Annotated in this window: 42 protein-coding genes and 1 pseudogene (1 of these 43 running past the window's edge); 8 read left to right on the top strand and 35 right to left on the bottom strand. The window is 38.9% G+C overall.

All coding sequences use genetic code 11. The features are described 5' to 3' along the window. Window positions 1–13: 13 nt before the first annotated feature. The 19 genes and pseudogenes from SK608_RS01130 to SK608_RS01045 form a co-directional block, all read right to left on the bottom strand. Complete coding sequence (locus tag SK608_RS01130; RefSeq protein ID WP_152548840.1) at window positions 14–271, bottom strand: hypothetical protein; 258 nt, start codon at window positions 269–271, stop codon at window positions 14–16. Between the two features lie 89 nt (window positions 272–360). After that, a complete protein-coding gene (locus tag SK608_RS01125) occupies window positions 361–756 on the bottom strand; it encodes a YopX family protein (RefSeq protein WP_033675901.1) in 396 nt (131 codons plus the stop codon). Continuing rightward, window positions 740–1,246, bottom strand: coding sequence for a MazG-like family protein (locus SK608_RS01120; RefSeq protein ID WP_033675899.1), 507 nt, complete (start codon window positions 1,244–1,246; stop codon window positions 740–742). The genes SK608_RS01125 and SK608_RS01120 overlap by 17 nt, the downstream gene beginning before the upstream one ends. Window positions 1,247–1,254: 8 nt before the next feature. Next, window positions 1,255–1,710, bottom strand: a complete 456-nt coding sequence (locus SK608_RS01115; RefSeq protein WP_033675897.1) for a hypothetical protein — start codon at window positions 1,708–1,710, stop codon at window positions 1,255–1,257. Further along, a complete protein-coding gene (locus SK608_RS01110; RefSeq protein WP_033675895.1) occupies window positions 1,710–1,970 on the bottom strand; it encodes a DUF1372 family protein in 261 nt (86 codons plus the stop codon). The genes SK608_RS01115 and SK608_RS01110 overlap by 1 nt, the downstream gene beginning before the upstream one ends. A gap of 187 nt (window positions 1,971–2,157) precedes the next feature. Next, a pseudogene (locus tag SK608_RS12025) lies at window positions 2,158–2,238 on the bottom strand (DUF1642 domain-containing protein); the annotation flags it as partial. A gap of 14 nt (window positions 2,239–2,252) precedes the next feature. Then, window positions 2,253–2,672, bottom strand: coding sequence for a DUF1642 domain-containing protein (locus SK608_RS10285; protein WP_235202140.1), 420 nt, complete (start codon window positions 2,670–2,672; stop codon window positions 2,253–2,255). Window positions 2,673–2,683: 11 nt separating this feature from the next. After that, window positions 2,684–3,199, bottom strand: coding sequence for a RuvC family protein (locus SK608_RS01100; RefSeq protein WP_033675893.1), 516 nt, complete (start codon window positions 3,197–3,199; stop codon window positions 2,684–2,686). After that, complete coding sequence (locus tag SK608_RS01095) at window positions 3,196–4,281, bottom strand: DNA cytosine methyltransferase (RefSeq protein WP_033676024.1); 1,086 nt, start codon at window positions 4,279–4,281, stop codon at window positions 3,196–3,198. The genes SK608_RS01100 and SK608_RS01095 overlap by 4 nt, the downstream gene beginning before the upstream one ends. Before the next feature lie 168 nt (window positions 4,282–4,449). Then, window positions 4,450–4,698, bottom strand: coding sequence for a sporulation protein Cse60 (locus SK608_RS01090; RefSeq protein WP_050489901.1), 249 nt, complete (start codon window positions 4,696–4,698; stop codon window positions 4,450–4,452). Between the two features lies 1 nt (window position 4,699). Next, window positions 4,700–4,924 carry a hypothetical protein gene (locus tag SK608_RS01085; RefSeq protein ID WP_033675892.1) on the bottom strand — a complete coding sequence of 75 codons (225 nt, stop codon included), beginning with the start codon at window positions 4,922–4,924 and terminating at the stop codon, window positions 4,700–4,702. Next, the gene (locus tag SK608_RS01080; protein WP_033675890.1) at window positions 4,924–5,736 is read right to left on the bottom strand and encodes a PD-(D/E)XK nuclease-like domain-containing protein; all 813 of its coding nucleotides are present in this window, start codon (window positions 5,734–5,736) and stop codon (window positions 4,924–4,926) included. Before SK608_RS01080 ends, SK608_RS01085 begins: the two co-directional genes overlap by 1 nt. Continuing rightward, a complete protein-coding gene (locus SK608_RS01075) occupies window positions 5,733–6,914 on the bottom strand; it encodes a DUF1351 domain-containing protein (RefSeq protein ID WP_033675888.1) in 1,182 nt (393 codons plus the stop codon). The genes SK608_RS01080 and SK608_RS01075 overlap by 4 nt, the downstream gene beginning before the upstream one ends. A gap of 1 nt (window position 6,915) precedes the next feature. Then, window positions 6,916–7,845, bottom strand: a complete 930-nt coding sequence (locus SK608_RS01070; RefSeq protein WP_050489907.1) for a recombinase RecT — start codon at window positions 7,843–7,845, stop codon at window positions 6,916–6,918. Between the two features lie 172 nt (window positions 7,846–8,017). Continuing rightward, the gene (locus tag SK608_RS01065) at window positions 8,018–8,200 is read right to left on the bottom strand and encodes a hypothetical protein (protein ID WP_033675886.1); all 183 of its coding nucleotides are present in this window, start codon (window positions 8,198–8,200) and stop codon (window positions 8,018–8,020) included. Next, complete coding sequence (locus tag SK608_RS01060) at window positions 8,197–8,376, bottom strand: hypothetical protein (protein WP_033675884.1); 180 nt, start codon at window positions 8,374–8,376, stop codon at window positions 8,197–8,199. The genes SK608_RS01065 and SK608_RS01060 overlap by 4 nt, the downstream gene beginning before the upstream one ends. Beyond that, a complete protein-coding gene (locus SK608_RS01055) occupies window positions 8,373–8,579 on the bottom strand; it encodes a hypothetical protein (RefSeq protein ID WP_033675882.1) in 207 nt (68 codons plus the stop codon). Before SK608_RS01055 ends, SK608_RS01060 begins: the two co-directional genes overlap by 4 nt. A gap of 16 nt (window positions 8,580–8,595) precedes the next feature. Beyond that, window positions 8,596–8,922, bottom strand: a complete 327-nt coding sequence (locus tag SK608_RS01050; protein ID WP_033675880.1) for a hypothetical protein — start codon at window positions 8,920–8,922, stop codon at window positions 8,596–8,598. 13 nt (window positions 8,923–8,935) lie between these two features. Then, complete coding sequence (locus SK608_RS01045; protein WP_033675878.1) at window positions 8,936–9,226, bottom strand: hypothetical protein; 291 nt, start codon at window positions 9,224–9,226, stop codon at window positions 8,936–8,938. Window positions 9,227–9,389: 163 nt separating this feature from the next. Between SK608_RS01045 and SK608_RS01040 the strand changes: the two genes are divergently transcribed. Continuing rightward, window positions 9,390–9,629, top strand: a complete 240-nt coding sequence (locus SK608_RS01040) for a hypothetical protein (protein ID WP_033675876.1) — start codon at window positions 9,390–9,392, stop codon at window positions 9,627–9,629. Here SK608_RS01040 and SK608_RS11385 read toward each other — a convergent pair. Then, a complete protein-coding gene (locus SK608_RS11385; RefSeq protein ID WP_200872038.1) occupies window positions 9,622–9,792 on the bottom strand; it encodes a hypothetical protein in 171 nt (56 codons plus the stop codon). The two genes, SK608_RS01040 and SK608_RS11385, sit on opposite strands and share 8 nt — an antisense overlap. A 63-nt stretch (window positions 9,793–9,855) precedes the next feature. On the opposite strand from SK608_RS11385, the gene SK608_RS01035 reads away from it, so the two are divergent. Next, on the top strand, window positions 9,856–10,047 hold the full coding sequence (locus SK608_RS01035) for a hypothetical protein (RefSeq protein ID WP_033675874.1): 192 nt from the start codon (window positions 9,856–9,858) through the stop codon (window positions 10,045–10,047). Window positions 10,048–10,314: 267 nt separating this feature from the next. Here SK608_RS01035 and SK608_RS01030 read toward each other — a convergent pair whose 3' ends face one another. The 3 genes from SK608_RS01030 to SK608_RS01020 all read right to left on the bottom strand — a co-directional run bounded on the left by SK608_RS01030 (window position 10,315) and on the right by SK608_RS01020 (window position 11,185). Continuing rightward, window positions 10,315–10,593 (bottom strand): helix-turn-helix domain-containing protein, encoded by a 279-nt coding sequence (locus tag SK608_RS01030; RefSeq protein WP_000261154.1) that lies wholly within the window; start codon window positions 10,591–10,593, stop codon window positions 10,315–10,317. A gap of 166 nt (window positions 10,594–10,759) precedes the next feature. Continuing rightward, window positions 10,760–10,996 (bottom strand): hypothetical protein, encoded by a 237-nt coding sequence (locus tag SK608_RS01025; protein ID WP_001157069.1) that lies wholly within the window; start codon window positions 10,994–10,996, stop codon window positions 10,760–10,762. A gap of 12 nt (window positions 10,997–11,008) precedes the next feature. Further along, window positions 11,009–11,185: a helix-turn-helix domain-containing protein gene (locus SK608_RS01020; protein ID WP_033675869.1), complete on the bottom strand. Its 177-nt coding sequence runs from the start codon at window positions 11,183–11,185 to the stop codon at window positions 11,009–11,011. 143 nt (window positions 11,186–11,328) lie between these two features. On the opposite strand from SK608_RS01020, the gene SK608_RS10485 reads away from it, so the two are divergent. Next, window positions 11,329–11,496, top strand: coding sequence for a YjzC family protein (locus tag SK608_RS10485; RefSeq protein ID WP_082242380.1), 168 nt, complete (start codon window positions 11,329–11,331; stop codon window positions 11,494–11,496). 10 nt (window positions 11,497–11,506) lie between these two features. On the opposite strand, the gene SK608_RS11875 is transcribed toward SK608_RS10485, so the two are convergent. The 4 genes from SK608_RS11875 to SK608_RS01010 all read right to left on the bottom strand — a co-directional run bounded on the left by SK608_RS11875 (window position 11,507) and on the right by SK608_RS01010 (window position 12,539). Next, entirely contained in the window at window positions 11,507–11,632 is a 126-nt protein-coding gene (locus SK608_RS11875; protein ID WP_265182484.1) for a hypothetical protein, read from the bottom strand. Between the two features lie 69 nt (window positions 11,633–11,701). Continuing rightward, window positions 11,702–11,884: a hypothetical protein gene (locus tag SK608_RS01015; protein WP_033675867.1), complete on the bottom strand. Its 183-nt coding sequence runs from the start codon at window positions 11,882–11,884 to the stop codon at window positions 11,702–11,704. A 178-nt stretch (window positions 11,885–12,062) separates the two neighbouring features. After that, window positions 12,063–12,200, bottom strand: coding sequence for a hypothetical protein (locus tag SK608_RS10480; RefSeq protein ID WP_082242379.1), 138 nt, complete (start codon window positions 12,198–12,200; stop codon window positions 12,063–12,065). A gap of 63 nt (window positions 12,201–12,263) precedes the next feature. Then, the gene (locus SK608_RS01010; protein WP_001032557.1) at window positions 12,264–12,539 is read right to left on the bottom strand and encodes a hypothetical protein; all 276 of its coding nucleotides are present in this window, start codon (window positions 12,537–12,539) and stop codon (window positions 12,264–12,266) included. A gap of 160 nt (window positions 12,540–12,699) precedes the next feature. Here SK608_RS01010 and SK608_RS01005 point away from each other — a divergent pair, with 160 nt between their 5' ends. From SK608_RS01005 to SK608_RS00985, 5 genes are all read left to right on the top strand, one after another. Then, window positions 12,700–13,464 carry an XRE family transcriptional regulator gene (locus tag SK608_RS01005; protein ID WP_033675864.1) on the top strand — a complete coding sequence of 255 codons (765 nt, stop codon included), beginning with the start codon at window positions 12,700–12,702 and terminating at the stop codon, window positions 13,462–13,464. Window positions 13,465–13,648: 184 nt separating this feature from the next. Next, the gene (locus tag SK608_RS01000) at window positions 13,649–14,083 is read left to right on the top strand and encodes a type II toxin-antitoxin system PemK/MazF family toxin (RefSeq protein WP_033676018.1); all 435 of its coding nucleotides are present in this window, start codon (window positions 13,649–13,651) and stop codon (window positions 14,081–14,083) included. A 116-nt stretch (window positions 14,084–14,199) separates the two neighbouring features. Continuing rightward, entirely contained in the window at window positions 14,200–14,796 is a 597-nt protein-coding gene (locus SK608_RS00995; RefSeq protein ID WP_016397645.1) for a CD20-like domain-containing protein, read from the top strand. A gap of 175 nt (window positions 14,797–14,971) precedes the next feature. Then, the gene (locus tag SK608_RS00990; protein ID WP_033675859.1) at window positions 14,972–16,117 is read left to right on the top strand and encodes a site-specific integrase; all 1,146 of its coding nucleotides are present in this window, start codon (window positions 14,972–14,974) and stop codon (window positions 16,115–16,117) included. A gap of 106 nt (window positions 16,118–16,223) precedes the next feature. Continuing rightward, on the top strand, window positions 16,224–17,081 hold the full coding sequence (locus tag SK608_RS00985; RefSeq protein WP_033675856.1) for a DUF975 family protein: 858 nt from the start codon (window positions 16,224–16,226) through the stop codon (window positions 17,079–17,081). Between the two features lie 26 nt (window positions 17,082–17,107). On the opposite strand, the gene pcp is transcribed toward SK608_RS00985, so the two are convergent. From pcp to SK608_RS00945, 8 genes are all read right to left on the bottom strand, one after another. Beyond that, a complete protein-coding gene (gene pcp, locus SK608_RS00980; RefSeq protein ID WP_023945695.1) occupies window positions 17,108–17,752 on the bottom strand; it encodes a pyroglutamyl-peptidase I in 645 nt (214 codons plus the stop codon). A 112-nt stretch (window positions 17,753–17,864) separates the two neighbouring features. Beyond that, window positions 17,865–18,227: a DUF1304 domain-containing protein gene (locus SK608_RS00975; RefSeq protein ID WP_023945696.1), complete on the bottom strand. Its 363-nt coding sequence runs from the start codon at window positions 18,225–18,227 to the stop codon at window positions 17,865–17,867. Window positions 18,228–18,237: 10 nt separating this feature from the next. Further along, complete coding sequence (locus tag SK608_RS00970; RefSeq protein WP_023945697.1) at window positions 18,238–18,663, bottom strand: MarR family winged helix-turn-helix transcriptional regulator; 426 nt, start codon at window positions 18,661–18,663, stop codon at window positions 18,238–18,240. Between the two features lie 190 nt (window positions 18,664–18,853). After that, a complete protein-coding gene (locus SK608_RS00965; protein WP_033675852.1) occupies window positions 18,854–20,041 on the bottom strand; it encodes a LysM peptidoglycan-binding domain-containing protein in 1,188 nt (395 codons plus the stop codon). Window positions 20,042–20,203: 162 nt separating this feature from the next. After that, window positions 20,204–20,827 (bottom strand): HAD family hydrolase, encoded by a 624-nt coding sequence (locus SK608_RS00960; RefSeq protein WP_033675851.1) that lies wholly within the window; start codon window positions 20,825–20,827, stop codon window positions 20,204–20,206. 3 nt (window positions 20,828–20,830) lie between these two features. Beyond that, a complete protein-coding gene (locus tag SK608_RS00955; RefSeq protein ID WP_033675849.1) occupies window positions 20,831–22,111 on the bottom strand; it encodes an MATE family efflux transporter in 1,281 nt (426 codons plus the stop codon). 60 nt (window positions 22,112–22,171) lie between these two features. After that, entirely contained in the window at window positions 22,172–23,656 is a 1,485-nt protein-coding gene (gene thrC, locus SK608_RS00950) for a threonine synthase (protein WP_033675846.1), read from the bottom strand. A 75-nt stretch (window positions 23,657–23,731) separates the two neighbouring features. Continuing rightward, window positions 23,732–24,963 carry the 3' portion of a glutamate-cysteine ligase family protein gene (locus SK608_RS00945; protein ID WP_033675844.1) on the bottom strand. Its footprint extends 46 nt past the window's final position, so 1,232 of the gene's 1,278 nt are visible here — the last part of the coding sequence; its start codon lies off the right edge, out of view; its stop codon occupies window positions 23,732–23,734.

Raw genomic sequence — 24,963 nt, 5'->3', positions numbered from 1 at the left:
GGCTTTTTTTATTTTACAAAACGATCACTACAATCCACATTAGAGCCCAAAGAACAAGATACCAGTAAATAACTTTCCCCAGAATCTCAAACCAAGATTTTTCTGTATCACCTTTCGGATTTCCAGTAATCGCAGTAATGAGCAAGTCGATTCCGACAGCCTGCCAGAATGTTATTCTCTGGATTTCAAATGTTGCTGCAATGATGTTGTTCCAACCATACTGAATGACTACTCCTGCGAGCCATAGAGTGATAAATAAGGTTAGTATCATACCTAGGCAACCGCCTAACACTTGTGGTAAGGAGTATTTATTTTCGTTTTTCATCTATTACCTCCAACTGAAAGGGTATCTTTTTGGTCTCATTCCTTATCCTCCAAAAGCTCTGGGTTCTCGTAGATGTTGCCTTTGACCTCATAGTAATTGCTCATGTGCTCATAAAGATTAAAGATTTCTGTGGTAAGCTTCTTATCAAGTAAACCTAGCATAGGTGAGTTTGCAACCCTCACCACTTGGAACATCCCAATCTGTCTCCTATCTCTAGGATTTCGCATTCTGACAACATCCCCCTCGAAAATCTCCACCCCGTTCTTGTCTTTGAGTCCTGTTGATTGCATGAGGACTAAATCTTCCGCTGAAACCATATAAGTAATTCCATCTCCAATACAATATAGCTCATCTTCAAGCCAACTGATGTGGTCAATATAATTGTCCATTTTTTGCTTTTTCTTTAGCCACGCTCTAAATTTTAGTTTCATTCGGCAAATCCTCCTCTTTGACAAACGTACCGTCAATCCAACGACCCTTGCGGTCTTTGATTTCTTGGTAAGCCAGTTCGAAACATTCTTCAAAATCATAACCTAGCGACTTGCTGATTGATTTTAGATAACCGATTGAATGCGCTAGATTATATCGACACATTTTCTTGCCGACTATATCCTGATTCAATTGAAAACTACTAATGTTAGCACTTAACCATTTAAAGGAATCCATCACATCTTCATGTTCAATGAAACTTACTTCCTCAAAAATCTTATGCACATCCTCTTTTATCAGCAAGGCTAATCCGACAATCACGACTGCACAATCTCCTATGCTATCCTTGGTCAGTTGCTCATTCTTCTTGAGATAGCCGGCGCATAACTCACCGAACTCTTCGCTGAGTTTCAAAGATTGCTTGTCTAGTCGTCCACCGTTTTCAAGGTCACGGTCTATAAACCATTGTTTCACTTTGTCTATTGTGTTCATGATAACTCCTATCTATTTGTCAGTTTTGGTACAATTTCATTTACGATAAATAAGTAGTTTGGTGCTACAAGATACCGACCAATATTGGAAGCAAAAGCCAATATCAATGCTAGTGTAATACCAACAATTAGCTTTTTTATAGTTCCTTTAGAGTTTTTAAGGTTCTCCTTTGTAAGTTTCTCTGCATATTCAAGCTTAGTAAAACCTTCTGGAATATACCTATAACTCAAACTATCGGAATCTACCTTGATTCGAACTACTACATACACAAGAACTCCTGTTAGGATAGCACTAAGCAAAATCATAGCTATAGAGGTGTTATCAAGTACATTGTACAAAGTCCATTCTCTCATAAGCTGTTCGTAAATCTGTGGTGCATTTCCTTTAAATGTTGTAAGCAAAGAACTTACTTCGTCAACTGTCATATTCAGCATTTTTGCTAAAGCTTGTAAAACATCGTCCATTATAATAAAACCTCATCTCCTATCTTCACCTTGTCATACACGTCCTTCGTAACCACAAACACACCATAGTCACGAATCGTAAGTGTGTATAGCTTCCCATGTCGTCCTTTCTCGACAACCTTGCCAAATATCTCAGCGCCTTGATTATCCGTCTTGTAGATAATCATAGGCTTCTTCTCTTCCAAATCTCGAATCCTGTCCATCTGCCAGATGTTTAGTCCAGCAGAGACGAGGATACATACTGTAATGAATCGTTTCATTCTGTGACCTCCCTTTTTAGATATTTATTTTACCAAGATCTATCGTCTATAAATAGCGTTTTACAGTCTAAGCATAGCACAACGCTGACCGGTTTCAATCGACCGGTCGAATTATCGAAATGTCGCCAATCAGTATGGTGATGTACTGAAGACGTTGAATTACAATTTGGGCAGAATAGTTGTATCATCACTCCACCTCCTCAATCTCAATTCCTGGGCAATCGAATACCCAGCCGAAGCCAGCTTCTTCTAGTTCTTTTTTTGTAAAACTTTCTTTGTATGCTAAAGAAAAAATATTTTCCCAGTTCCATCTTTAGCAATGTAGTGTTTTGTCGCTCTAATCTTCACAAAATACCGTTTCTCTTTCTCGACCTCGTAGCCGAACTGGTGCATGTTGACGAGGGTTTGAAATGAGATTATTGAACAGTTCATCCATCTTTTAAATTCCGATTCCTCTTGATGATTCCAATTATAGATGTAATCCCAAATATAATGGTTTAAATCATGTTTTTTCTTCTCATACCAATCCGCCACACACTGCGGAACTTTGACTTTTTCTGGTTCAATTGATTTGTAAATGAATCTCTCGTCTATGCTCACGATTTCTCCACTGGCGACTTGAATTTTCTTTTCCCTAGCCCCCGTTGTGTCTACTGAAAATCCAACTTCATACCCTTCGATATAAATTTTATCTTTATTCATCTTCTAACTCCTCAACTCACCTTGTGGCTTTCCAAATTTCCAAATTCTTGGCCATGGTTTACAAAATATGAACCAATCAGGATAGCGTCAGCTTCATCGTCTTTGACGTTCAGGTCGAATTCATCCGCAACCTTAGCAACGGCCTGCAGCTTCATCGACTTTTTACTTCGGTCCTTGTAACTAAACTTCCAGTACTTGCGCCAGGTCGACACGTTCACGAAGTACACATTGTCAGCAATCAGTCGGCCAAGGATGATACCTGTCACAATTCCGATGCTGATCATAGACTGCTGATTTGGTCCCATGACTGAATTCTTCTCGACCACAATCGATTCAAAATGGCAGTCGTACTTCTGGAGCGCTCTCGATTGAATCGCTCGCAATTCACTAGCCATGAACCGCCCACGTTCAAAGAACGATTTGCTTTTATGTTTTAAGACACCACTCTGGACAAGGTCAGAGCCGTGAAATACGGCCCAGCCTGTCGCAGTAGTTGAAATGTCTAACGATAAGGTCAGATTTTTCATTGTAACTCCTTTGCTATTTCAGCAATGACATTGACTGTCACACTGTTTCCTGCTTGCTTGTATAATTGACTGTTTGAGTTGACCTCTTGCGCTTTATCAAAAGCCCAGTCTGGGAATCCTTGCAATCTCCAGCACTCTCGTGGCGTTAGTTTTCTAATTCTAAATCCATCTGATAAATGATTGTTTTCGTGATAGCCATTGCTAGTTAAAGTAGGAGCGATGTCATATTCTCCGCCTTTATTATACCCATGACCACGTTGGATGATTTTAGGTTCAAGACCTCCACCTTGATAGGCTCGGATTGTTGGTGCGATGCCGTCTGTTTCGTAAACCACTCCACATTGATTAAAATTGGGTTGCAGGATTCCGAACTGTTTTATAGCGACCTGCTTAGGCTCTTTGTAATCTGTTGCGGTTAAAGTTCCCACTACACCACCTGAACCGTAGACCACGCTTTTAGTTCCTTTACTTGTGCCATTCGGATTTCTAGTATTGCCTATAATTTCTATTTTTGGTGGTTGATGATCAGATTGTTCACTTTCTCCGCTGATAGGAAAAACGTTTCTGGTACGTTCTCCTCTAAGATGTCCGATAATGAACACACGCTCCCGATTTTGGGGGACACCAAAATTCTTGCTATTAAGCACTTGCCATTCCACATCATACCCCAATTCGTCCAAGGTTCGGATGATGGTTTCAAATGTAGCCCCTCCGTCATGGTTGAGGAGTCCTCTGACGTTCTCAAGGAATAAATATTTAGGTCTGAGAACAGATGCGAACCTACAGATTTCAAAGAACAAAGTTCCTCGTGTATCTTCAAAACCTCGTCTGTGTCCCGCAATGCTGAAAGCCTGGCACGGAAAGCCCCCACAGATAACGTCCACACTTCCGAATCTTCGAATAGACTCATCTGTGACTCTTGTAATGTCATGTAATTCAATTTCTCCCTCTGTATTGTGTATCGCTTTATAACTGGCTCTAGCGTATTTGTCTATTTCACAAAATCCAACGCATTCATGCCCGGCGGACTCCATACCAAGACGAAAACCGCCGATGCCAGCGAATAAATCCAAAAATTTCATCTGTTTATCTAAAAAATGCGACTGCCTTTGTGAGAATTGGCTAAATACGGGCAGTCGCTCGTCCAAGGTCACATGACCTTTACTGACGTTTTCTAGTTCGCAGTTTTACAAGAATGCACGGCTTGTTGGTTTTTGAGTTGTTTCCAAAATGGAAATAGTTGGTTTTGGTTATTTTTTTATCTTTTCTTTTGATTTGATACTTTTTATATTGTTCTCTGAGGGAACTTTGTAAATAATCAATGCTGACGTATGCCAATATTCAGCGCTGAATCCACTGTCAGCAACAGCAGATACGTTTGATTGAAATTTGATGTCAATCAACTTAATGTCTGGATTCTCTTCAAACCAGCTATTTATTTGATTATCAATCGCCTCGTCAGATGGGTAGTCGGATGATAGAAATACTGTTTTAATCATTTTATTTCCTCACTTTTTCAAACTTAATAATCACTTTCAATCCAGTGACTCGATGAATTTCCTCGTCTGAAGCATCCTCTTTCAATAGCTTCAGAGCAACACCTTCCATGCTACGAAATGAGCCGATGTACTCATCACATTCCCTGCGTGTTTCGCAGTAATCTGGCTCTTCATATTGATCTAGCGTGTACCAGCCACCGAGATGATTTTCGTAGAGATAGATCATCAGATTACCTCCACACGTTGACTCAAAGCTTTTGTTTTGCAGTATTCACAATGACCACATGGTGTTACCCATTCTTTACCTTTTTTAACATCGTCAAGACGCTTAATAAGCATAGATAACTCAGATAACTCGTAATCAAGTTTTTCCTGAGATTGAAAAACAATCGCTCGGGTATCAGGAGTAGATTCTTTAGTCACGGCATAGATAACAGGGGTAAACTTCTTGCCATACTTCTCTTCTAGCATTTTCTTATACACTGCCATCTGCAATATATATCCCCAAGCTTCGAACCAGCGGACTTGAATATTTCGTCCGCTTGCTTCATCCTGAACCCATACCATGCTGTCAATGTCTGATTTTGTAGTCTTAATGTCTACAAAATAGCCCTTTTCGACATTGAGGCAGTCAATCTTGCCTTTAAATTCCACCCCTTCGATTTTGCCTGTGACAGCAACCTCTTTTTGGCCAACATAATAGTCCATGAACTGTTTGTCAGCTTCCAGTCGCTCAATCATTCGCTGGCCGACTAAGAAGTCAGCTTTTAACTGACCTTTGGTTTTCCCAGCTTTCGAAATCATGGCATCCGCATTTTCATCCATAAACTTCTTGTGTGCTTCTGGGCTTTCAAAATAGCTGTGAACCATGTTACCAACCAAAAGAGCTGTGTTATCTCGTTGGTCTTCCCACTCTCCCTCTAGCTCTGCCAATGCCCGTGCTTCGCACTCTCTAAATCGCTTGTATTGCGAGATAGACCAGTATTGACGTGCGGAAGCTGCTGAGTAGTAATCTTCTCCAAGTAAATCCATTGTCATTCCATTTCCACCTTTACTGATTTTGTTCGTGGCTCAAATTGAACACCGTTAGCGTTAAGCCATTCTTTGAATTGCTCCTTTATTTCCTTTGCATTTTCTGCCGGAAAAATTAAATCTACAGTAAATTTGTAACCATATTTTTTAACGCCATCCTCAGAAGCCATATTTTGCGATTTTCGGCCTGTTTCTTGCTCTAGGGTATGATTACCCCCTGAACTGCTTTCTGACCTAAATTCAGGCTGATTTTGGGCGCAGAATCGACTCTGAGCTTCTTGTTCTGCTTCTGCTTTGGTCCGTCTAAGCTCATCTGCGTCTGCATGTAAGATATCGATAGTATCCAAAGCAGAGCGACCCTCTCTTAGCAAATCAACGTACTTTTCAGGGTTCAAACCTTTAGCTACCGCGATAGCAGTCATTTCATCAATACGCTTTTTTAGTTCGGTTTCCGCTTTAGTTTTTTCAGCTAATGCCTTATCATCAAGAATTGCTTGCAAAACATCAGCAAGTTTCGCTCCCTTGTCATAACTACGAATGTAGACAGTAGGTCCGAGACCAGCTTTAGCTGCCGCTTCTGTAATCTGGATAAGTCCAGCTTCACGTTGTTGCTTCTTAGTAGCTTCTTCTGCAACCAATCCGACGATCATCTTAGAGGTAGCTTGATTGATTCGCACATTGTCGGCCATAAAACACTTCTTCTTGCTGAAATCGTCAAAGTAAATAGCAAATAATTTGATGTCAAGTTCTGTACCACTTTCTGCGATTGCAGATTCAAAAGCTTCTCTGACCGTTTCCTTTCGGGCTTCTGTTTCTCTCTCCTCAAACTCCCTGATTTGATTTTTAATGTCTGTCTGCAAAGTTTTGATAGGGTCTAATATGCTTTCAACCCACGCCTTTGCTTCGTCAAGAGGTTTAGAGTATTCTGAAAGCTGGTTTTTAAGTTCTTGTTCAATTTGACGCTGTACTCGTCCCAACTCGTCTTTGACTTTAATGTCATCTGATAAAGTTTCTTCTGTAACAATATAGCCAGCGTATTTCTTTTTGTAAGACTCTAAAGCTTGCTCCAGAACTTCTTTACCTTGGATTTCGATTTCAGCGGCTTTTAGAGTAAAACCAATCTCTAAATCTGTTACTGGAACAAGTTCTAAGCTATCTGTCACATCTTTTAATTCTTCAACCATTTTAGAAATCCTCCCCTTCTAGCATGTCTATTTGACCATTTTCTGGCTCCTTATCAATTACTTCGCCCGTTTCTTTATCAAAATCTGGAACTTCATCTGCTGGGTAGCTTGTATCTGTGGTCGTCAATTCCTGGTTGATAACCTCTTTTTTTGATTTTTCAGTCACTTCTTCAGAAGCTCCAAGGATACTATCTAATGTTTCAGCCTCTTCTCTCACTGGCTCAGCTTCTTTCATTTGACGACCATTGTCATACTCGTCAGCAATTGTGTTATTGATTGCTCCAGCGAACAAGTCGCTGTCATTGCTTGTGTTGATAAACATTTTAGCCGCACGATTGATAACCGTTCTCATAGCCATCTGGTCAGGGAAGTCGATTTGGACATTTTTCGTTTTCGCCTTAGACCATGACTTGTCAATTTGTTTTTTAGTCATGACTTCAAAGAACTCTTCTCCGTCAGTTCGAGTGATGATGCAATAAGCAGCGATTATTGGATTATCTGCGTTCTGCCAATCTGTCTCATGTTTGACTAACTTCTTACGCCCGTTCTCAACTGATACCTCTAGCGTATCCCCTTCGTAGACAACATTAGCAGTAACGTCTTTCACCTCTTGCAAATCTTTAGTAACTTTAATGGTCCCAAAATAAGACATTCTCAATTGGACGTCAGAGCCATATTTGATAAAGTAACATTGCTTTTTAGCCGGGCTTAGTCCTTGGGTTACCATTTCTAATAACGCGTTATAAACGCTGTCTTGAGTGCATTGCTGGAGCAAATTCCCACTGTTGGAGTTTTTTAGAGCATAATATGCTGAACTCAGTGCATTGCTAACGCTATAATTCGGTGCGATTAAGAGTCCTTCGCCCTTCATTGCTTCGATTCGTGTTGCAACATTTGATGTAACTTGCTTCTGTGTTAGTTCGTTTGTCATTTTGTTCTTCTCCTTAAATTGTGTAAAGCTCTTCGCCTGTTTCATCATCACAAATTCCTAGACCGCCTAACGCTCTATAATTTTGTGCAACTTGGTTCCAGTAGCTCATGTTTTGAAAGTATGTTGATTCTGATATTTGCTCGTAACTCATTTTATTCCCATCTTTCTTTTATTAATTAAACATTGTCCCACAGTATCCAGCTTCTTCTAATGCTAATCGGTTCAAATAGTGTGACATATCGCTAATACTCATTTTTCTAACCATTTTCTCGGTTAGATAATCGCCATCAATTTCTTCTCTCATTGCCTCTCTAAGTTCTTGTTTCCATTTTTTGTAATATAATCGTTTTTTCATTTCTTTCTTCCTTTCGTCTTCTTCAAATTCCAATTTTCACGTTTTATACGTCTATTTTCGTTTTGTAATTTCAAAATAATATCCTGTTGGTCATTGATGATTTCTCCGAGTTCTCGGCCAAGATGCATATACTCAGCTCGCCAGTTGTCGATTTCTGCAAGTAGTTCCTCAATCATATTTCATCACCCACATATCGATACTGCCCACATCCAACATAGATGTACTGGCTTGGGTCGAGTTCTTCTCGTGGCTCAGGCGGTTGCATTATATCTCTGTCATAATCAAACATGAGCATACACCTTTCCAAGTTCCAGCAATTCGTTTTTTCTTCATGATTGGCCAAAAGCCACACACGGTTTTCAAGTTCAATTCTAGTCATTTGCGTCTCCTTTGCTCTATCCCAAACGCTTTGTATAGCGTGTTCTTCGTGGTTCTGGTAATGCTAATGGTTCAGGACGCAAGCCTACAGGCGGTTCGTTGTCAAATGTGAAGCCTTTGAACTCACGGCGAATATTCTTGCGAACCTCTTGCCATTTGTCCTCTCTACCACGTTCGAATGCGTGATTGTAGCCTTTGATAAACATAGACGCAAATTCTTGCTCTTTTTGTCTCTCTTCTTCCTTGCGCTCCTCTTGTAGTTTGATATGACAGCAAAGCCCTGCAAATCCAAGCAGCAATGCTCCAACACCCATCAGCTGGTCTAAAATCGGTGGTTCAAACATTTCTTCTCTCTCCTTACCCTCTTAATTTTCGTACTTCTTTCTCTAATTCCAAAATCTCATAAACATCATTGACATCGTACATAATATCTTTCCCTTGCTTACGAAATCTTAATCCTTTGCGTTCTAACTTCTTTACATAGCCATGAGTAAAGCCGAACTTCTTCATCAAGGCTTGTTGATTGATTGGCATGCGATCATTCTCTAACTGCTCCTTGACTTGCTTTTCAGCAAAGGCCAGTAATTGGTTTGTGAACAATTCAGCACTTTCGCCATCCAATCGTAATTGTAGGGTTATACCTTCCATTTTTTTACATCCTCTCAACTATGCGGGCAAGCATTTTTGTGATATAATGGTCTAAATTGTTTTAGTAAGCGCCTGACTCCTGTTAGGTGCTTTTTTATTCTACTCAATCTTCTTATCCTTCCCTCTTTTTCTGCTATAATGTAAGCAGAAAGGAGGTAATATTATGACTGAAATTCACGCATGTCTTTGCGGAAATTGGGTGAACCTATCAGCCGACGACGATTGTGTAATGGGACCAAATATGGCTAGTCCTTACATTTGGTGGGAAGAAAATGCAGAACTCTACTCACCAATTTCTAAACCTGAAGCAAACTCGATGTACCATCAGGATTATATCTACATTCACTATCGTGGTGCTGACTATCGTATCCATCCAATCTTTATTCAAATCGTTTCTAGATAACTCTTTCTAGTCTTTTAGAAATGATTTCTACATCTGAGTCGTCCAGTTTCAACTGGTCGGCTTTTTCATTTAAACGAGCTTCAACAACTTGGTTAATTTCAATCCATTCTCGTTTTGTAAATTGACTTCTGAATTTTAAAAATTCGTTTAGTTTTTCTTTCATCCTGCTCCTTTCTGTCTCTAATCTCCATTTCTGCTATAATATAGTCAGAAAGGAGGTAATGTTATGAAATCCTTTAAAGAATTTCGAGAATCTTTAACAGCTGAAGATATGCAAGATATTGCTGCTAAAGCTAATGAAGCTACTAAACAGATTGACCATACAGACGGATTGCAACTTGGGATGGTCAGTAGTTTAACTTCTGCAATAACTACTATTGAGTTACTTGAGAAGTATCATGAATGGCTTCATAGCTAAGACGCTTGAATTTTTCTAAGTCTATCTGAAAATTGATAGGCTTTTTTATTTCCCCACTATACGGATATCGTCTTGGTCTCATTTCTTTCTCCTTTGTATTTATTTTTCTACCCTCTCTTTTATTTATTTAGATAAGTAGGACTTGTTGTCTTTTAATATTTATTGTTATTTAATACTTGTTGTTAGTTAATATTTATTAGTGCCTTATTTTACAACGTTGTAAAATGCAATGTTGCAAAATACAATGTTGTAAAACGCAACTTTGTATTAAGTAATTGTGGATAACTCAGACTTCTTCATAGCTATCGCTTCATCAAGGCGTTGCAACATAATTTCAAATTGAAAATCAGTTATTTTTGTATCTGAGAAGAATCTGAAAGTCTGAACTCCTCTCCCTCTGCCGAGGCTTTTTTTGACAGTCCGTAAATATCCAGCTTTTTCAATCTTTTTGAAATGCCTTAAAACCATTTCGCGGCTAATATTCAACCGTCTAGCTATTTCCTCTGGATAGACAAGCCAATTCTCTTTATTACTGAGAACAACCATCAATATCCCAATTGTTGCCGGCTCAAGCTTTGGATCTCTCAGAAAATCATTTTTGACTGCAGTGTAATCATCCGTCGCATTTCTGAAAGATTAATTGAAGATTCAAGTTTTTAAAATCTGTCATAAGTTCTCCTTTCTTTTTAATCTCAAATTGAGATATTTTATTTTAAAAAAATAATTCACTCTCTGATTTGTGAAAATAATTAGAAATAATAGATATCTCATAATCATGAAATGGAGCTTTGCCATTTTCTTTTAATTCATATTGTCTGCGATTTTTCAAACCAATTAAATCTGCCATAAAAACTGTCGTAAGTTCATGTTTTTTTCTCTCTTTTCTAAGCTTTATTTTCGGCTTCAATTCTTGCTTTTTTAACTTTTGCTTTTTTGTAAGTTCCTGCACGCCCTCACCCCCTTATCTTAATTCGTCTAAGCTGACTTCCAGTGCATCAGCGATTTTGCACATATTCTTAAAAGAAATACGCTCGGTTTTGATATTTCTGATTGTATTTGGACTGATACCAGCTTTTTCAGCTAATGCCTTCTGTGTCATCCCTTTTTCAATCAATAAATGCTTAAACTTCTTCCACACACATTGCTCCTTTCCCAATATATTGTGTTTTAAACATATAAAAACACTACATATTGTTATTTAATTTAGATTGTGCTATAATCATTCTTGACTAAGACCTCTCCCCGTTTTAGTCAAAATTCCAATAGAAAGGAGAAGATAGTATGGCAAATACTCCAATAAAACCTGGAACAGATAATCAACCTGCAGGAACTTATATCGAAAAAGGTCCTCGTGGCGGTAATGTACCTGGTGGCCGTGTCGTTCATATCGATAAAGGTGACAGATTACCACCAACTCAAAAACCAGGTAATGGTTGGGTTAAACAATAATCTGATCACTCTACGCATCTAAACGGATGCGTTTTTTTGATAAACAAAAACTTTTTCCTAAAATATCAATTTGAAGCCATGCTTCAGCATAATATCGCCCTTTTTCTTCATACTTTGTAATATAATGGTGAATCATTTTATTTCCCCTCCTAACTCGTATAAATTCCGCCATTTCTGGCAAAGGTTCGTAGTTCGTTCATATTTTCTACTCCTCTTGGGAAGAATTTTTTGGAAGTCTGCTTGTAATTGATTTAGCAAATTCTTCTACACTTGATTTTTCAAAATCCATATATTTTTTGTATAGTTCATTTACTTTATAAATGTGGTAATGCATCATAGTAGATGTCACAATCAAAGATGTTAAAATTGAAATTATCAATGATTCCATGATATCTCCTTCCTACTCCTTATCTTTTTTATAACATCGGTACTTCACTATCTGACGGATAGTAAAAGACACAATCACAAATCCTGCTAGGATTATCAATCCAACATTTTCATCCATTGCTTTTCACGGCAAATGATGGTACACTATCAAGTAGAGGTTGGAGCTTCTGCCCCTTTCTCTACTTTTTGTTTTGAAGCTTACGTTTGTGTTCTAAGATTTGTTTGTGCCACAAACGTGCTTCTCTGATTAAGCCTAGTACCAAGATGACGGTTGCAGTGTCCTTGGTTGCTAGGCTTTTTATGATGTGTTCCATCATTTGCCTTACCTCCTTTTTTTATTTTGCTCTTGGAGCAATAGCTAGGAGAGGAATCGCACCTCTCTACGCTACCCTAGCTTGTTTGGCTTCTTCAACCTTTTCAAGAACTAAGATTGTAAGAGCCATTTCTTGAAAATCTTTATCATCAAATCCGATAACATCGCCGTAAACTCTAATTGTTGTCAATAGTGTGTTATACAATTCGTACATATCATCTGACGATAGTTTTTCACGATCTAGGATTTCTCCTAATTTAAGTGAGCGTTCTCTGCGGTTCTTAACTTGTAAGATTTCTTTTGCTAGTGCGATTTGTTCTTGTGTTGTAAGTCCTTTATTCATTGTGTTTCCCTCCGCTTTGTTTTTGTTATTTCCTTAAGCTTGATTTAATTATATCTCATCTTGAGATATTTGTCAATAATTTTTTATCACTTTTTGAGATTTTTTTATTTATTTTTTTGTCACGTTAGTATATAATAAGAAATGAAAGGAGTTGTTTAATATGAATATACTAGGTAGCTCAATTAAAGAAGTAAGAAAATCCAAGAAATTAACTCAAAAAAAACTTGCCGAGCTGACAGGTTTTAAGCAAAATACAATTTCTAACCATGAAAACGGAAATAGACAGTTAGATGAAAAGGATATTAGAATATACGCTCAGGCTTTAGAAGTTTCTCCTCAATATCTATTTGACCTAGCCAAACCTTCATCTATTGAAACCACTCCTACCACTTCCCCCATCCAATCCATCTACGACAAACTAGAACCACCTGGACAAAGAAAAGTTATCACATACGCTGAAAAATTACGTGACGAACAAGAGAAACGAAGAAAAGCGAAGATAAACGAAGTATCGGAGAAAGTTATCGACTTGTACCAAGTTGAGGTTGTATCTGAGACGGCTGCAGCTAGCGGATTCAACTATGGATTCGGTTACGACGATACAGACAGAGAGACTATAGAGGTTGACGAGCAACCACCACGCCACGATATTGCGACCAGGGTAAGCGGAGACTCCATGCAACCTGACTACCAAGACGGAGATATTCTCTATTTAGTAGACAAAGGACTGACTACCTACAACGGAAACCTAGCAGTTATCGCATACGGAGACCGTTCTTACTTCAAGAAGATATATACCGAAAACGGACGCTTACGCCTAGTGTCACTCAATGACAAGTATGAAGATATCATCCTTGACTTCCCACCAGCCGAAGACACACACATCAAAATCTATGCAGTTGTCGGGGTGTATAGAGGGGAATAAAACCAACTGTTTCCATTTTGGAAACAATTACTTGACAAAAAATAAAAAAAGAAGTACACTAATAATGTCAAAAGCCTTGTTCGTCAAGGATACGATATTTACTTATAAAGCCTTGTTCGTCAAGGACAAAACGGTCTGGTGTACTTCTAAGAGGTACACCTTATTTTATTATCTGGAGCATTATATGAAATTTCAACAAGGCGAAGTTTATCTAATCAACTTCCCACAAAAAGGTGGGAATGAATTTTACGGAAAACACTACGCTATCATCTTAACAACTCCTGACAAAGCCGATGGAACACTACTAGTAGCACCTTTAACTGGTAAAAAATCAGGAAAGAAATATCGTGGTGGTATCACGATTGAAAATAGTAAATATCAAAACACTCCGTCCAAGCCCAAAGCCTATGCTTATGTCCGAAAAATCCAAGAAATAGACAAACGGAAAATCGTCTATAAAACAAAGAAAAAGACTGATAGTGATGGACAAGTAATGCTAGATGCAGCAGGAAAAGAGTTATATGATAAAGTTTACAGACCAGCTTACAAGCTAGATACAAACGACCATAAAAAACTATTAGACAAGATAAAAGAAGTTCTTGGGTTAGATTTATACTAATTTCCAACGAACAATAGTAAAAATCAACTGTTTCCATTTTGGAAATAGTTGCGTAAAACGGAAATAAATATGTGCAACAACTGATCCACACTAAAAGCTGATAGAGAGGTTTCATTATGAAACAAGAACGCAAGGTTTTAGGTATTTTAGCTATTATTTTTGGAGCGCTGGCTCTACTTGGCTCATGGATGCCTATCATCAATAATTTTTCATTCATTTTGGCTATTTTAGCTCTTATCTTCGGTTTAATTGGTTTTGCAGTAAATCGAAAAAGACCAAAAACACTAGCTATTATTGGGACGGTTCTAGCAGTCGTGTCTATTGCTATTGTATTAGTAACTCAAGCAATGTACGCTAAATCATTGAAAGAACTAGGTAAAAACGTTGAAGAGACTGTTAGCTCTGTAAGTTCTTCTATCGAATCATCTCAAAAAGAGGAAGATGCTAAATTTAACTGGACAAAAGAACAGTTTGATGCGCTTCAAGTTGGCGATATTATCAACTATGGAGCTGGTGGAACTAACTACGATGACGTTGCTAGCGTTCACGGAGAACCTAACAATGTAACAACTAGTTCAGTAAATGACCACGACAGCAAGACAGTATCATATACTTCTACTGGTAGCAAATACAAGAGCGTTATTCTTTCGTTTTCAAAACAAGACGACGGTTCTTTCTTGTTGACTTCTAAAGTCAGCTCAGGTCTAGAGTAAAAAAGACAACAAAAAATCCCCACACTCGCAAAGTTTGGCGACTCTGAGTGTGAGGATTAAACTTTCCATCAAGCAAGCAATGGAAAGGATGATAAAAAAATACAACTATAGTTTATCATAAGTTCTACACCTTTTCAACTATGCGGGCAAGCAATCGAAAAGAAAGGACTTTTTTATGATAAAAAAATATATTACAAAAAAAGGAGAGACTAGATATCTCTTTCAAACATACCTGGGCATAGACCCTGCTACTGGAAAAGAAAAGCGTACAACACGCCGTGGGTTTAAAACCATTAAAGAAGCTAAAGCAGCCGAACGTGACCTTCTCTTAGATGTTGAAGAAAATGGTTTTTCAAACAATGAAGATTTCCAGAACCCTACTTTTGCTGAAGTCGCTGAGTTATGGCTTGATAGCTATAAGAGCACTGTAAAACCAACAACTTATCAGAATACTAAGAAGAAACTTGATGTTATGATTGACTCATATTTTACAGATATGAAGATTCAGCAGATCAGTGTAGCTTATTGTCAGAAGGTTGCTATCAAATTAAGTAATCGCTATATCCTATATGCCAATTACTACTCTGTAATCAGCCGTATTTTCAAGTATGCCACTTCTATTGACATCATTAAGTCAAATCCTTTAGACAAGATTATCAAGCCTAAAAATAGGCCATTAAAGGGCAAAGAAAACTACTATACAAAACAGGAACTAACCGAGTTTCTTAAAGTTTACAAAGCAAATTGTAAACCAGTAGACTACACTTTTTTCCACTTACTCGCTTTTTCTGGATTGAGAACTGGAGAAGCAATTGGCCTCATGTGGTCAGATGTTGACTTTGAAAATAAGTTGTTAAGCATTTCTCGCACGGCTGTCGTGATTGGTAAAAAACAAACTGTTCAGGATCCTAAAACCAAAAGGAGTAAGAGGGTTATCACCTTAGATGATGAAACTCTGAATGTATTAAAACTCTGGAAACGACAGCAAATAAAAGAATATTTCCAGGCTGGTGTGCCTTATAAACATGATTCGAATTATATTTTTACGAACAATGGCGGGGGATGGCTTTTAGCTGCAACTATGAAAGTGAAACTTTTAAGATTCTTTCGTAAACACAATAATCTTAAAAAAATTTCGCCTCACGGGTTTAGACATACGCACGCTTCTCTCCTATTTGAAGCTGGTATTACAGCCAAAATTATTTCGGACAGATTAGGTCATAATAATGTTCAAACTACCCTTGATATGTATACCCACATCAACGATAATCAACGTGTTGAAGTCGTTAATCAGCTCATGGATTTCATCCGCTCCAGCTAAAAGTAGTGTCGTATTCAATTTCGTATTCACTTTTACTTAACACGCTAGAAACCCACTGATTTCAAACGATTAGCAAGCTATGTACTATTTATGGTATAATGAGAGAATGAAATACCCAAAAATTGATTTAAAAACCGTTCGTCTGCAGGCTAGACAATTTCAATCTGAAAATCCCCGCCTCTTTCTCGTCTATCTCTTACCTAGTATACTGGTCATCTTGTCTGGCTTCCTCAATCCCTTAGAGCGCATCAACGAGAGTGTTTTAGAACAACCCTTTGTAAGCGTGTTTGGCCATGTATTCCAAGCCTACCTTTTTCCACTATTAGTCTCCTTTATCGGAGCTATTCTTCTAACCAGTTCAGTCTATACAACCCTAAAACTCATCAAGAATCCAGATACAGAACTATCCGTCAAAAATAGTCTTACTCTCTTTAACGAAGTACACTTTTCACAAACCTTTTTGACTCTACTTCTCAAACGTTTCTATCTCTTCTTATGGAGCATTCCTAGTTTGCTTGGGATTTACCTCCTTTTTTACAGTAGCTTTCTAGCAAAGAAATTCGTTGCAATCCATCCTGAATTTCCCAATCTGGATCTCTCGTCAGTTGAAACGGAGCGTTTCCTCATGACCTTTGGTCTCTATTTTCTAGCAAGTATCCTCTTGATGATTGTCGGAAATAGTCTCTATATTCCACAATACTATGCCTATTCGCAGGTAGAATTTCTCCTCTGTGACACCCTAGACTTAGGACAAGCCAAACCAGGACAAATCCTTAAAACCAGCCGTTTCTTAATGAAAGGTTACAAAATTCAGCGCTTTATTCTAGACCTACAACTCCTTCCTTGGTATTTCCTCAATTGGATTACCTTTGGAATTGCTAGTTTTTCACTCCTACCCTACATTCAAATCAATAAAATAATTTTCTACCGAGCAGTACTGGCTCGAAAACGTCCAAAAGCTTGAAGGTTGTTCCCTCAAGCTTTTTTCTATCAATGAGTTTCTCCGCCTACCAACTTGAGGTCCTGATCTCCATGTTCGATAATGGCGCCGATTGCCGCTTCTATCCCTCGCCTAATATCCACTAAACTCATAGCTGGGGTAGTCGGTCGATTCACCACCTGTTCCATCATATAAGGAATATGCATAAAACCTGCCTTAACATGTGGAAATTTCTTTTCTACCAAATAGAGGGCCTGATACATCAAATGATTGCAGACAAAAGTCCCTGCCGTATTGGAAACAGAGGCCGGCAATCCCTCTTTTTTTATAGCTTGAACCATCGCTTTAATCGGCAAATTACTAAAGTAGGCCGAAGCACCATCCGGGCGAATAGGAAGGTCAATCGGTTGGTTACCATCATTATCAGGAATGCGTGCATCGTCTTGGTTAATGGCCACTCGTTCAGGCGTCAAGCTAGATCTTCCACCAGCTTGGCCGATACAAAGGACAAAGTCAGGTTGATAACGACTCATCTCTTCTTCCAATACTTGGGCCGATTTGTGAAAGACTGTTGGTACTTCTAGCCAGCTGACCTCAGCGCCATGGATTTCAGAGGGCAAACCTTTAATGGCCTCCAAAGCTGGATTGACCTTTTCCCCTCCAAAGGGCTCAAAACCTGTCACTAATACTTTCATCTCTAACTCCTCAAAACTAATTCAGTGAGACTTTTTTCTTAAAAACAAGTATAACATATTTCTCTTATTCTGGAGTGAAAAGGATTAGCGAGATTAGAATCGACCTTCAAATTTATTTAAAGAGGAAAATACTAATCAAGGCTAGAATAGCTGGTCCACCTTGCTTCAAAATAATTTTCTTATCTGCTGTGAGAGAGCCATAAGCCGCAGCTCCAATCACAAATAAAACAAAAATAGTCACAATTTCTAAATTCTGTGAGAAATAAATCCCATACAAGAGAAAGACTCCTAGCAGAGCATTATATATCCCTTGATTTTTAAACAATGAACTTACTGACGGACGAGCCAGTTCTTCCTTGTCCATGTTAAAGACACGGCTAGTCGCTTCTGATTGCGTTGCAATACTTTCCAAATAAAAAATGTAAAAATGTTCGAAAGCAACGATTGTTGCTAAAATGATTGTCATAATTGACATATTTTTCTCCTTAGATCTCTATATTCTCAATACCCAAAACCAATTTATTTAATAAACGGCTGAGTTCTGTTCTTTCAGACTCTGTTAAGATACTTTCCATCTCTTGCTTAACCTTGATATGCTGCAGAGGTGGATTCATCACTAACTGCTCCTTGGCATACTTCGTAGCCTCTACCAACACTTCTCGCTGATTTTCAGGATTACGATGACGCTCCACCAAACCTTCCTTTTCCAAAATCTTGAAATGTCGGGTCAAAGCAGCCTGATCAATCTTCAAACGCTCCTGAACTCCCATTTGATTACAAGGAGAATTCTCCAGCAAAAACAGTAAAATCTGATACCGTGTCAAACTAATCCCAAGCCTTTTTTCAAACAATTGCGTACTCGCTTGCTCAGACAAGCGGAGTTGATACAGTAAATCTTGAATCTCTATCATTTCTTCCTCTTTTTCATTGATTTATCAATAGTTGACCAATCAATTATAGTGCAAAGTAAAATAAATTGCAATAATTATGCTTCAAACATTGCAAAAATTTTCCATTCAAATTGATAAAAAAACGAACGAGACTCGCTTCCTATAACGAAAGCTAGATCTCATTCGTCAAAATGATATTACCAATCCTGGTTTATCCATTCATTGAAACGTGAACGTGGTCATAGTGATTTTCTGTCACGCTACCACGGTCTGGTATTGGGTTCCAAATATTAGCTGGTCCATATTTACTATCGAATGGAGCATAGAAACGTTGTTTCCAGATAATGTAACTAATTCCACGGCTGGCCATGTTTTGAATAGCGTATTCCGCAATCTTATCCCCTAGTTCTGAGCTTTCTGGTACCATGAAGTCGATAGCCAAACCTTTTCCGTGATCTCCACTGTCTCCTGGACGGTAACCACTAAAGGATGTGATGCCAAACAAGTTAGCAATTTCTTCTTTAAAGGCAGCTGTTTGTGGTTGAAGGCCTGCATTTTCAGATTTCACTACTGCAAGTCCAGCATAATCAGGCGCAGCTGGAGCTGCGTAAGTTGTTGAAACTGTTTTCTTCTCTTCTAGTTGATAAGTAGAAACTGTTGGTGTAGCTTCTTTTTCTTCTTCTGCACTTGTTGCAGTTGTTTCGATTGCTGTTTCTTCTACTGGCGTTGTAGTTGCTTCCACTGCTGATTCAGCTTGAGGGCTTGCTTGTGTTTCCTGCTTCTCAGCTAGAGTCATTGCCTGAGGAGATGCTTCTTCAACTGCACTACTTGTTTCGGCTGTTTGTTCCGCTGGGACAGAAGTTCCTGTAGAAGGCGCGACTTCTTCTGCAGCAGTCACTGTCTCTGTAACTTCTGAACTTGTTGCTACTTCTTTTGTACTTGTAGTTTCTACCGCTTTTGGAGCTTCTGCAATCGGTTGAGAGAGGTCTGCAACCTGAACAGTTTGATCATCAACCGTCACTTGATTGGTTGTCAAATCTGCTGTCGCAGTTGTCACTTCTTCACTAGAGTCTGCTTGAGGAGTTTGGATTTCAACTTCCGTTACCTCTTCTGCTTCATTGACGGTCGTTGTCAAAACAGTTTCAGGAAAAATCAGGTCCATATTAGTGATTTTATTCAAATTCGCAAGAACTGTGACATCTACACCCAAGGCTTCTGCAATTGTGCTCAAGGTATCACCATACTGAACGGTATAACTTGTTTTGTTATCCGTTTTAGTCAAATCGTTTTGGATTTGCTCAACACTACGTGCAGTCCAAAGAACTTCTTCTGCTTGGGTTGCCAATACTGGGGCAAATGACAAGGCTACTGTTGAGGCTAATAATATTCTTTTCTTCATTCTTTCAAATTCCTTTCAAATGAGTACCTGTCTATCATAACACAAAAAATGTAGAAAAAAAGCCCTCTCGGGCCTATTTAACAGAACTGTCTATTCCTTGTAACAAACTCGGTTACTTGAAATAGTTTGTTAGATCTCTGTCACAAAACTGACACAATCTTTTTATCGCTCAGCCTTAAAAAAACGGGGAATATCTGCTAACGCTTGAATCCTGTGATTTCCTTCATAAGTCGACTCTAAAAAGTTGATACTTTGAATCCCACTATTCTGGGCAAATTCCACATCCAGAGTCCGATCCCCTATATAGTAGGTCTCCTCAGAATCCAACTGATACTTGTCTAACAGATAGGTAGCCGCTTCTGAACTAGGTTTACGCGCAAAGCCACTCTGACTGGTTAAAGTCTCTGTAAAATAAGATTCCAAACCCAAGTCTCTGAGAATGGTACGAGCATTGTCTCCCTTATGAGTGTAAACAAACTGCTGAATTCTTGATTCGTCCGCCCAATTCAACACCTCACGCGCACCTGGCATCAAAACTACCTGAGCATTCTTCTCAGCCAGACTCTGTGCACGCACCTGATTTAGCATTTCCACATCCAGCTTTCTCTCTTCCGCCACCTGCACAAGCAAATCCTGCACAGAATACTTGAGTATAAACTCTCTCACCTGCTCCTTATCATAAGGAATAGAAAACTGAGTAAAAGTTTCCTCAATCCCTGACAAAATCGCTTCGTAAGAGTCCAATAAAGTCCCGTCTAAATCCCAAATAAAAGCTGTTTTTTGCATTTCCTATCCTTTCAAGCTCATATAATGCTGGTAACGGTAACGTAGAAATAACCAACGAAAACCATTATCCAAAAGGGTTCCGGCCCAAATACCGGGCAAGCCCCAACCAAGCACAATCCCCATCAGATATCCTGTTCCAATGCGAATACACCACATTCCTATACTTGTCGCATAAAAGGGAAGCCGGGCATTGCCCAAACCCTGCCAGACTGCTGTATAGATAACTGTTCCTATCGTCATAGGAGTACCAAGTAGTGAAAAAAGTGTCACTAGCACACTAGCCTCCACCGCTAGAGAATCATTCGTATAGAGATGAGTCAGTGGTATGCCCAAGGCATAGACACTAAGCGTCAAGGGCAACATGAGAAGCAGAGAAAGCCAAAAAGTTTGCTTGCTCAAACTAGCTACTCTTTTCCAATTATCCTCTCCAACTGCTCGGGCCACCAGCATGACCGTTGCCGTAGCGACACCAAAGGCAGGCATATAGTTAAACTGGGTCAAGACTTCTCCGATTGCATTTCCAGCCACTGCCTCCGTTCCAAAAGAGACGACCAAGGCAATAATAACGACATCACCAGCTCGCATCATAAGCCGCTCTCCAGCTGCTGGCAAAGCTAAGGTCAATAGTTCCTTATCTAAGGCAAAAGTCGGTTTCTCAAAAGGCAACTTTAATTGCGACCATAAAATCACAAGACCAACCAAACGAGACAGAATAGTCCCCCAAGCAACACCAGCTATCCCCATGTCCAGAATAAAAATAGCTAGACTGGAAAAAAGAATATTCAAGGCATTGGATAAAAGACTCACATAGAGAGGCAAACGTGGATTATGCGTTGCACGAATCAAGGAACCAAGACTGGTCATCAAGCCCAAAAGAACAATCGATCCGCCTACCAAAGATAGATACAGTCCTCCACTCTCAGCTACATCTCTCTCCGTCCCCAAAAGTCCAATCATCTCTTGCCCAGCGAAGATGGACAAAGCTCCTAAAAGGAAACTTAATAATAATGTAATCTTCAACGCTTCAGTCACATGATAGGCTAACTTAGACTGATCCTTCTGCCCTAAACTTTTTGAAATAACACTGGAAATAGCAGCTCCCAGAGCAATAAAAATCGCCTGATAAATCGTGATAATATTACTTGCTACTGATACGCCTGAAATGGCTATCAATCCTAAATGAGCAACCAAATAACTGTCCACCATCCCCATGAGCATCTGCAAAAAGTTTTCGCCCATAGCTGGCAAGGCAATATTAAGAATGTCTTTATTTTTCTTAAACAATCCTTCCTCCTGATGAAAAGAAACTCAGTTGGTTTCCCAACCGAGTTTACTCCCTCTGTCTTAAAGTCCTAGATAAGCCTCAACCGCTGCTTGCATGTCAGCAGCTGCTACTGTTGTCTTGTGACGAACAGGAGCTGTCTCAAGCCCATCAACTGCAGGTGGCACAGCCACTCCTGAGATTTCATGTAATTGAGCCAAGGCTTCAAAGTCTGTCAAGCCTGATTCCCCTGTTACCGCTTCTACAGCAACTACTGGGAACTTGTATGGACTAGCTGTTGAAGCAATCACTGTCTTAGTCGCATCACCAGTAGCAGCTTGGTATTTTTTATAAACTGCTGAGGCAACCGCCGTATGTGGATCCTCGATATAAGAATCTGACTCATAAACACGCTTGATTTCTGCTGCCGTTTCTTCCTCAGTCGCATATTCAGCTGCAAAGAGGTCCAAAATCTCTGCATCAAAGTCTGTCAACTCATATTGTCCTTGCCTGTTCAAGGCATTCATAAGTTCAGCTGTCTTTTCAGCATTATTTCCCAAAAGATGGAAAATCAAACGCTCCAAGTTTGAAGATACCAAAATATCCATAGATGGACTAGTTGTTACCTTAAACTCACGTTTCTTGTCATAAACACGTGTCTTGAAGAAGTCTGTCAAAACATTGTTATCATTTGAAGCACAGATCAATTTACCAACTGGTAGGCCAATTTGCTTAGCATAAAAGGCAGCCAAGATATTTCCAAAGTTTCCAGTCGGCACTGTGAAGTTGACCTTATCGCCAGCCACAATCTCACCAGTCTTAACCAACTGAGCGTAAGCATAAACATAGTAGACAATTTGTGGCACCAAACGACCAATATTCATAGAGTTAGCAGATGAAAATTGTAACTTGTTTGCCGCCAATTTTTCACGAAGAGCCACATCGTTAAACATGTGCTTCACATTTGTTTGGGCATCATCAAAGTTACCATCAATGGCGATAACATGAGTATTGTCGCCAGTCTGAGTAGTCATTTGCAACTCTTGTACCTTGCTGACACCATCCTTTGGATAAAAGACGATAATCTCAGTACCAGGCACATCCGCAAATCCTGCCATAGCAGCTTTCCCTGTATCACCAGATGTCGCTGTCAAGATGACAATCTTATTTTCCAAACCATGTTTCTTAGCAGCTGTTATCATAAAGTATGGCAAGATAGACAAGGCCATATCTTTAAAAGCAATCGTTGAACCATGGAAAAGTTCCAGGTTGTATTGACCGTCTAATTTCACTAATGGCGCGATAGCTGAAGTATCAAATTTGCTATCATAGGCATTGTTGATACAGTAGTCCAACTCCTCGGCTGTAAAGTCATCTAAAAATGCTGACAAAACTAACTTAGCCACTTCTTGGTAAGAAGCATCTTTCAATTTGTCAAAGTCCAAATCTACCTTTGGGTAAGTAAGCGGGGTAAACAAACCACCATCCGTTGCCAAACCTTGCAAAATTGCTTGACTAGCAGTTACTGTATTGTTGGCATCACGCGTTGATTGATAAACTAATGTCATTACTCTCTATCCTTTATCTATAGTCTCATCCATTATATCATGATTTTTCAGAAAATTCTCCTTTTATAATAGAAATTATAGTCCCAATTCTTCTTTCAAAGGCTGTAAATAGGTCATTTCTTGCTTATTTCTCATCTTCAATCCTTCCTCAGCTAACAGAAGTAAGTTTTTTGAAAACTCTATAATCGCAGTTTCTTCCTGATCTGTAAGCTTTTTCTTAGAAAATTGTCGTCTTAAAGACTTATAATTTCTCCCAAATGCTTCAAAGAAAGGTGCTGTTTCTAAGTAATCTTCTAACTTATCTAAATTAACCAACAATCCTAAGTGAAAAGCTGCTGAAGCGAAGGTTCTATCTAGAGATTGAGTACACACACTACGAAACTCAACTGTTCCGCGAGTCGTTAAGTCTTGGTACTGATAACTACGATGAGTTTCAAAATCTTTCTCTTGAGGGGAAATAAGAATATCATCCCCATTAAGAGAAAATGCTTGGATTTCAGGTGTAGCCAAATAGTCCCTAGCCTGAATCGGATAAAAATAATAGGTTTGTCCATCACGTCCCGCAGTAAAAATTGCAGAATGATCTAGATAATCAAAAAAATCATCCTCATCTTTAAAGAGGCTAGCATTGACACCAACATTCTCTGGATAGATACCATGCATCGATTCTTCCCAGAAAATATCTCTTGAGATTTTTGTATCCCAATCCGCACCTGTAAACTCAGAGTTTGCAAATAAATAAGCCTTAGCCCCTTCAATTTGGGTAAAAGCATTAATCACTCGTAAGTAGTTAGACTTTGAAACATCCAACTGAACCTGACTCCCACAAATAAACGCTCCGTATTCAGGGAAATGATGTAAATCTGATTTAGTAACATTTCTACTCAAATTCAAATAATCCATCAACATCTGATAGCGTGGATAAGCCACTGGACAATTCTCATTTTTATCCCAGTCAGGATGAATACCGCAGCCAACGATAGCATGATTGGATTCGCCTAATTTTCTCTGAATTACATCCATATAATTATTAAAACGATTTTCGACCTCCTGAATTGTTTCGGCCTTACCAAATGCAAACTCAATCGTTGTATAGGAAACTTCAAATAAAATAGCATCCTGACTTATCTGATCCACTAACTGGATAGGACATCCAAAATAATCTACCTTTTCTACAGTGAAATCCAAAGTGGAAACTAAGTATCTGAATAAGTTCTTAATAACTTCAACATTTGTAGCATCCCCTTCTAAATTTGCAACAGGATATTCCAGCTCAACTCCAATAAACAATTTAGGATTTTCTTTAA

The organism is Streptococcus mitis subsp. hohhotensis, from assembly GCF_000722775.1.
Lineage (GTDB): Bacteria > Bacillota > Bacilli > Lactobacillales > Streptococcaceae > Streptococcus > Streptococcus carlssonii.
The sequence above is the reverse complement of the archived record's forward strand: the minus strand, read 5'-3'. Positions and strand labels throughout refer to the sequence as shown.

Coding starts and splice junctions, on each gene's coding strand:
- SK608_RS01130 (WP_152548840.1), bottom strand. CDS start 271: ATGATACTAACCTTATTTATCACTCTATGGCTCGCAGGAGTAGTCATT.
- SK608_RS01125 (WP_033675901.1), bottom strand. CDS start 756: ATGAAACTAAAATTTAGAGCGTGGCTAAAGAAAAAGCAAAAAATGGAC.
- SK608_RS01120 (WP_033675899.1), bottom strand. CDS start 1,246: ATGAACACAATAGACAAAGTGAAACAATGGTTTATAGACCGTGACCTT.
- SK608_RS01115 (WP_033675897.1), bottom strand. CDS start 1,710: ATGGACGATGTTTTACAAGCTTTAGCAAAAATGCTGAATATGACAGTT.
- SK608_RS01110 (WP_033675895.1), bottom strand. CDS start 1,970: ATGAAACGATTCATTACAGTATGTATCCTCGTCTCTGCTGGACTAAAC.
- SK608_RS10285 (WP_235202140.1), bottom strand. CDS start 2,672: ATGAATAAAGATAAAATTTATATCGAAGGGTATGAAGTTGGATTTTCA.
- SK608_RS01100 (WP_033675893.1), bottom strand. CDS start 3,199: ATGAAAAATCTGACCTTATCGTTAGACATTTCAACTACTGCGACAGGC.
- SK608_RS01095 (WP_033676024.1), bottom strand. CDS start 4,281: ATGAAATTTTTGGATTTATTCGCTGGCATCGGCGGTTTTCGTCTTGGT.
- SK608_RS01090 (WP_050489901.1), bottom strand. CDS start 4,698: ATGATTAAAACAGTATTTCTATCATCCGACTACCCATCTGACGAGGCG.
- SK608_RS01085 (WP_033675892.1), bottom strand. CDS start 4,924: ATGATCTATCTCTACGAAAATCATCTCGGTGGCTGGTACACGCTAGAT.
- SK608_RS01080 (WP_033675890.1), bottom strand. CDS start 5,736: ATGACAATGGATTTACTTGGAGAAGATTACTACTCAGCAGCTTCCGCA.
- SK608_RS01075 (WP_033675888.1), bottom strand. CDS start 6,914: ATGGTTGAAGAATTAAAAGATGTGACAGATAGCTTAGAACTTGTTCCA.
- SK608_RS01070 (WP_050489907.1), bottom strand. CDS start 7,845: ATGACAAACGAACTAACACAGAAGCAAGTTACATCAAATGTTGCAACA.
- SK608_RS01065 (WP_033675886.1), bottom strand. CDS start 8,200: ATGAAAAAACGATTATATTACAAAAAATGGAAACAAGAACTTAGAGAG.
- SK608_RS01060 (WP_033675884.1), bottom strand. CDS start 8,376: ATGATTGAGGAACTACTTGCAGAAATCGACAACTGGCGAGCTGAGTAT.
- SK608_RS01055 (WP_033675882.1), bottom strand. CDS start 8,579: ATGACTAGAATTGAACTTGAAAACCGTGTGTGGCTTTTGGCCAATCAT.
- SK608_RS01050 (WP_033675880.1), bottom strand. CDS start 8,922: ATGTTTGAACCACCGATTTTAGACCAGCTGATGGGTGTTGGAGCATTG.
- SK608_RS01045 (WP_033675878.1), bottom strand. CDS start 9,226: ATGGAAGGTATAACCCTACAATTACGATTGGATGGCGAAAGTGCTGAA.
- SK608_RS01040 (WP_033675876.1), top strand. CDS start 9,390: ATGACTGAAATTCACGCATGTCTTTGCGGAAATTGGGTGAACCTATCA.
- SK608_RS11385 (WP_200872038.1), bottom strand. CDS start 9,792: ATGAAAGAAAAACTAAACGAATTTTTAAAATTCAGAAGTCAATTTACA.
- SK608_RS01035 (WP_033675874.1), top strand. CDS start 9,856: ATGAAATCCTTTAAAGAATTTCGAGAATCTTTAACAGCTGAAGATATG.
- SK608_RS01030 (WP_000261154.1), bottom strand. CDS start 10,593: ATGGTTGTTCTCAGTAATAAAGAGAATTGGCTTGTCTATCCAGAGGAA.
- SK608_RS10485 (WP_082242380.1), top strand. CDS start 11,329: ATGGCAAATACTCCAATAAAACCTGGAACAGATAATCAACCTGCAGGA.
- SK608_RS11875 (WP_265182484.1), bottom strand. CDS start 11,632: ATGATTCACCATTATATTACAAAGTATGAAGAAAAAGGGCGATATTAT.
- SK608_RS01015 (WP_033675867.1), bottom strand. CDS start 11,884: ATGGAATCATTGATAATTTCAATTTTAACATCTTTGATTGTGACATCT.
- SK608_RS10480 (WP_082242379.1), bottom strand. CDS start 12,200: ATGATGGAACACATCATAAAAAGCCTAGCAACCAAGGACACTGCAACC.
- SK608_RS01010 (WP_001032557.1), bottom strand. CDS start 12,539: ATGAATAAAGGACTTACAACACAAGAACAAATCGCACTAGCAAAAGAA.
- SK608_RS01005 (WP_033675864.1), top strand. CDS start 12,700: ATGAATATACTAGGTAGCTCAATTAAAGAAGTAAGAAAATCCAAGAAA.
- SK608_RS01000 (WP_033676018.1), top strand. CDS start 13,649: ATGAAATTTCAACAAGGCGAAGTTTATCTAATCAACTTCCCACAAAAA.
- SK608_RS00995 (WP_016397645.1), top strand. CDS start 14,200: ATGAAACAAGAACGCAAGGTTTTAGGTATTTTAGCTATTATTTTTGGA.
- SK608_RS00990 (WP_033675859.1), top strand. CDS start 14,972: ATGATAAAAAAATATATTACAAAAAAAGGAGAGACTAGATATCTCTTT.
- SK608_RS00985 (WP_033675856.1), top strand. CDS start 16,224: ATGAAATACCCAAAAATTGATTTAAAAACCGTTCGTCTGCAGGCTAGA.
- pcp (WP_023945695.1), bottom strand. CDS start 17,752: ATGAAAGTATTAGTGACAGGTTTTGAGCCCTTTGGAGGGGAAAAGGTC.
- SK608_RS00975 (WP_023945696.1), bottom strand. CDS start 18,227: ATGTCAATTATGACAATCATTTTAGCAACAATCGTTGCTTTCGAACAT.
- SK608_RS00970 (WP_023945697.1), bottom strand. CDS start 18,663: ATGATAGAGATTCAAGATTTACTGTATCAACTCCGCTTGTCTGAGCAA.
- SK608_RS00965 (WP_033675852.1), bottom strand. CDS start 20,041: ATGAAGAAAAGAATATTATTAGCCTCAACAGTAGCCTTGTCATTTGCC.
- SK608_RS00960 (WP_033675851.1), bottom strand. CDS start 20,827: ATGCAAAAAACAGCTTTTATTTGGGATTTAGACGGGACTTTATTGGAC.
- thrC (WP_033675846.1), bottom strand. CDS start 23,656: ATGACATTAGTTTATCAATCAACGCGTGATGCCAACAATACAGTAACT.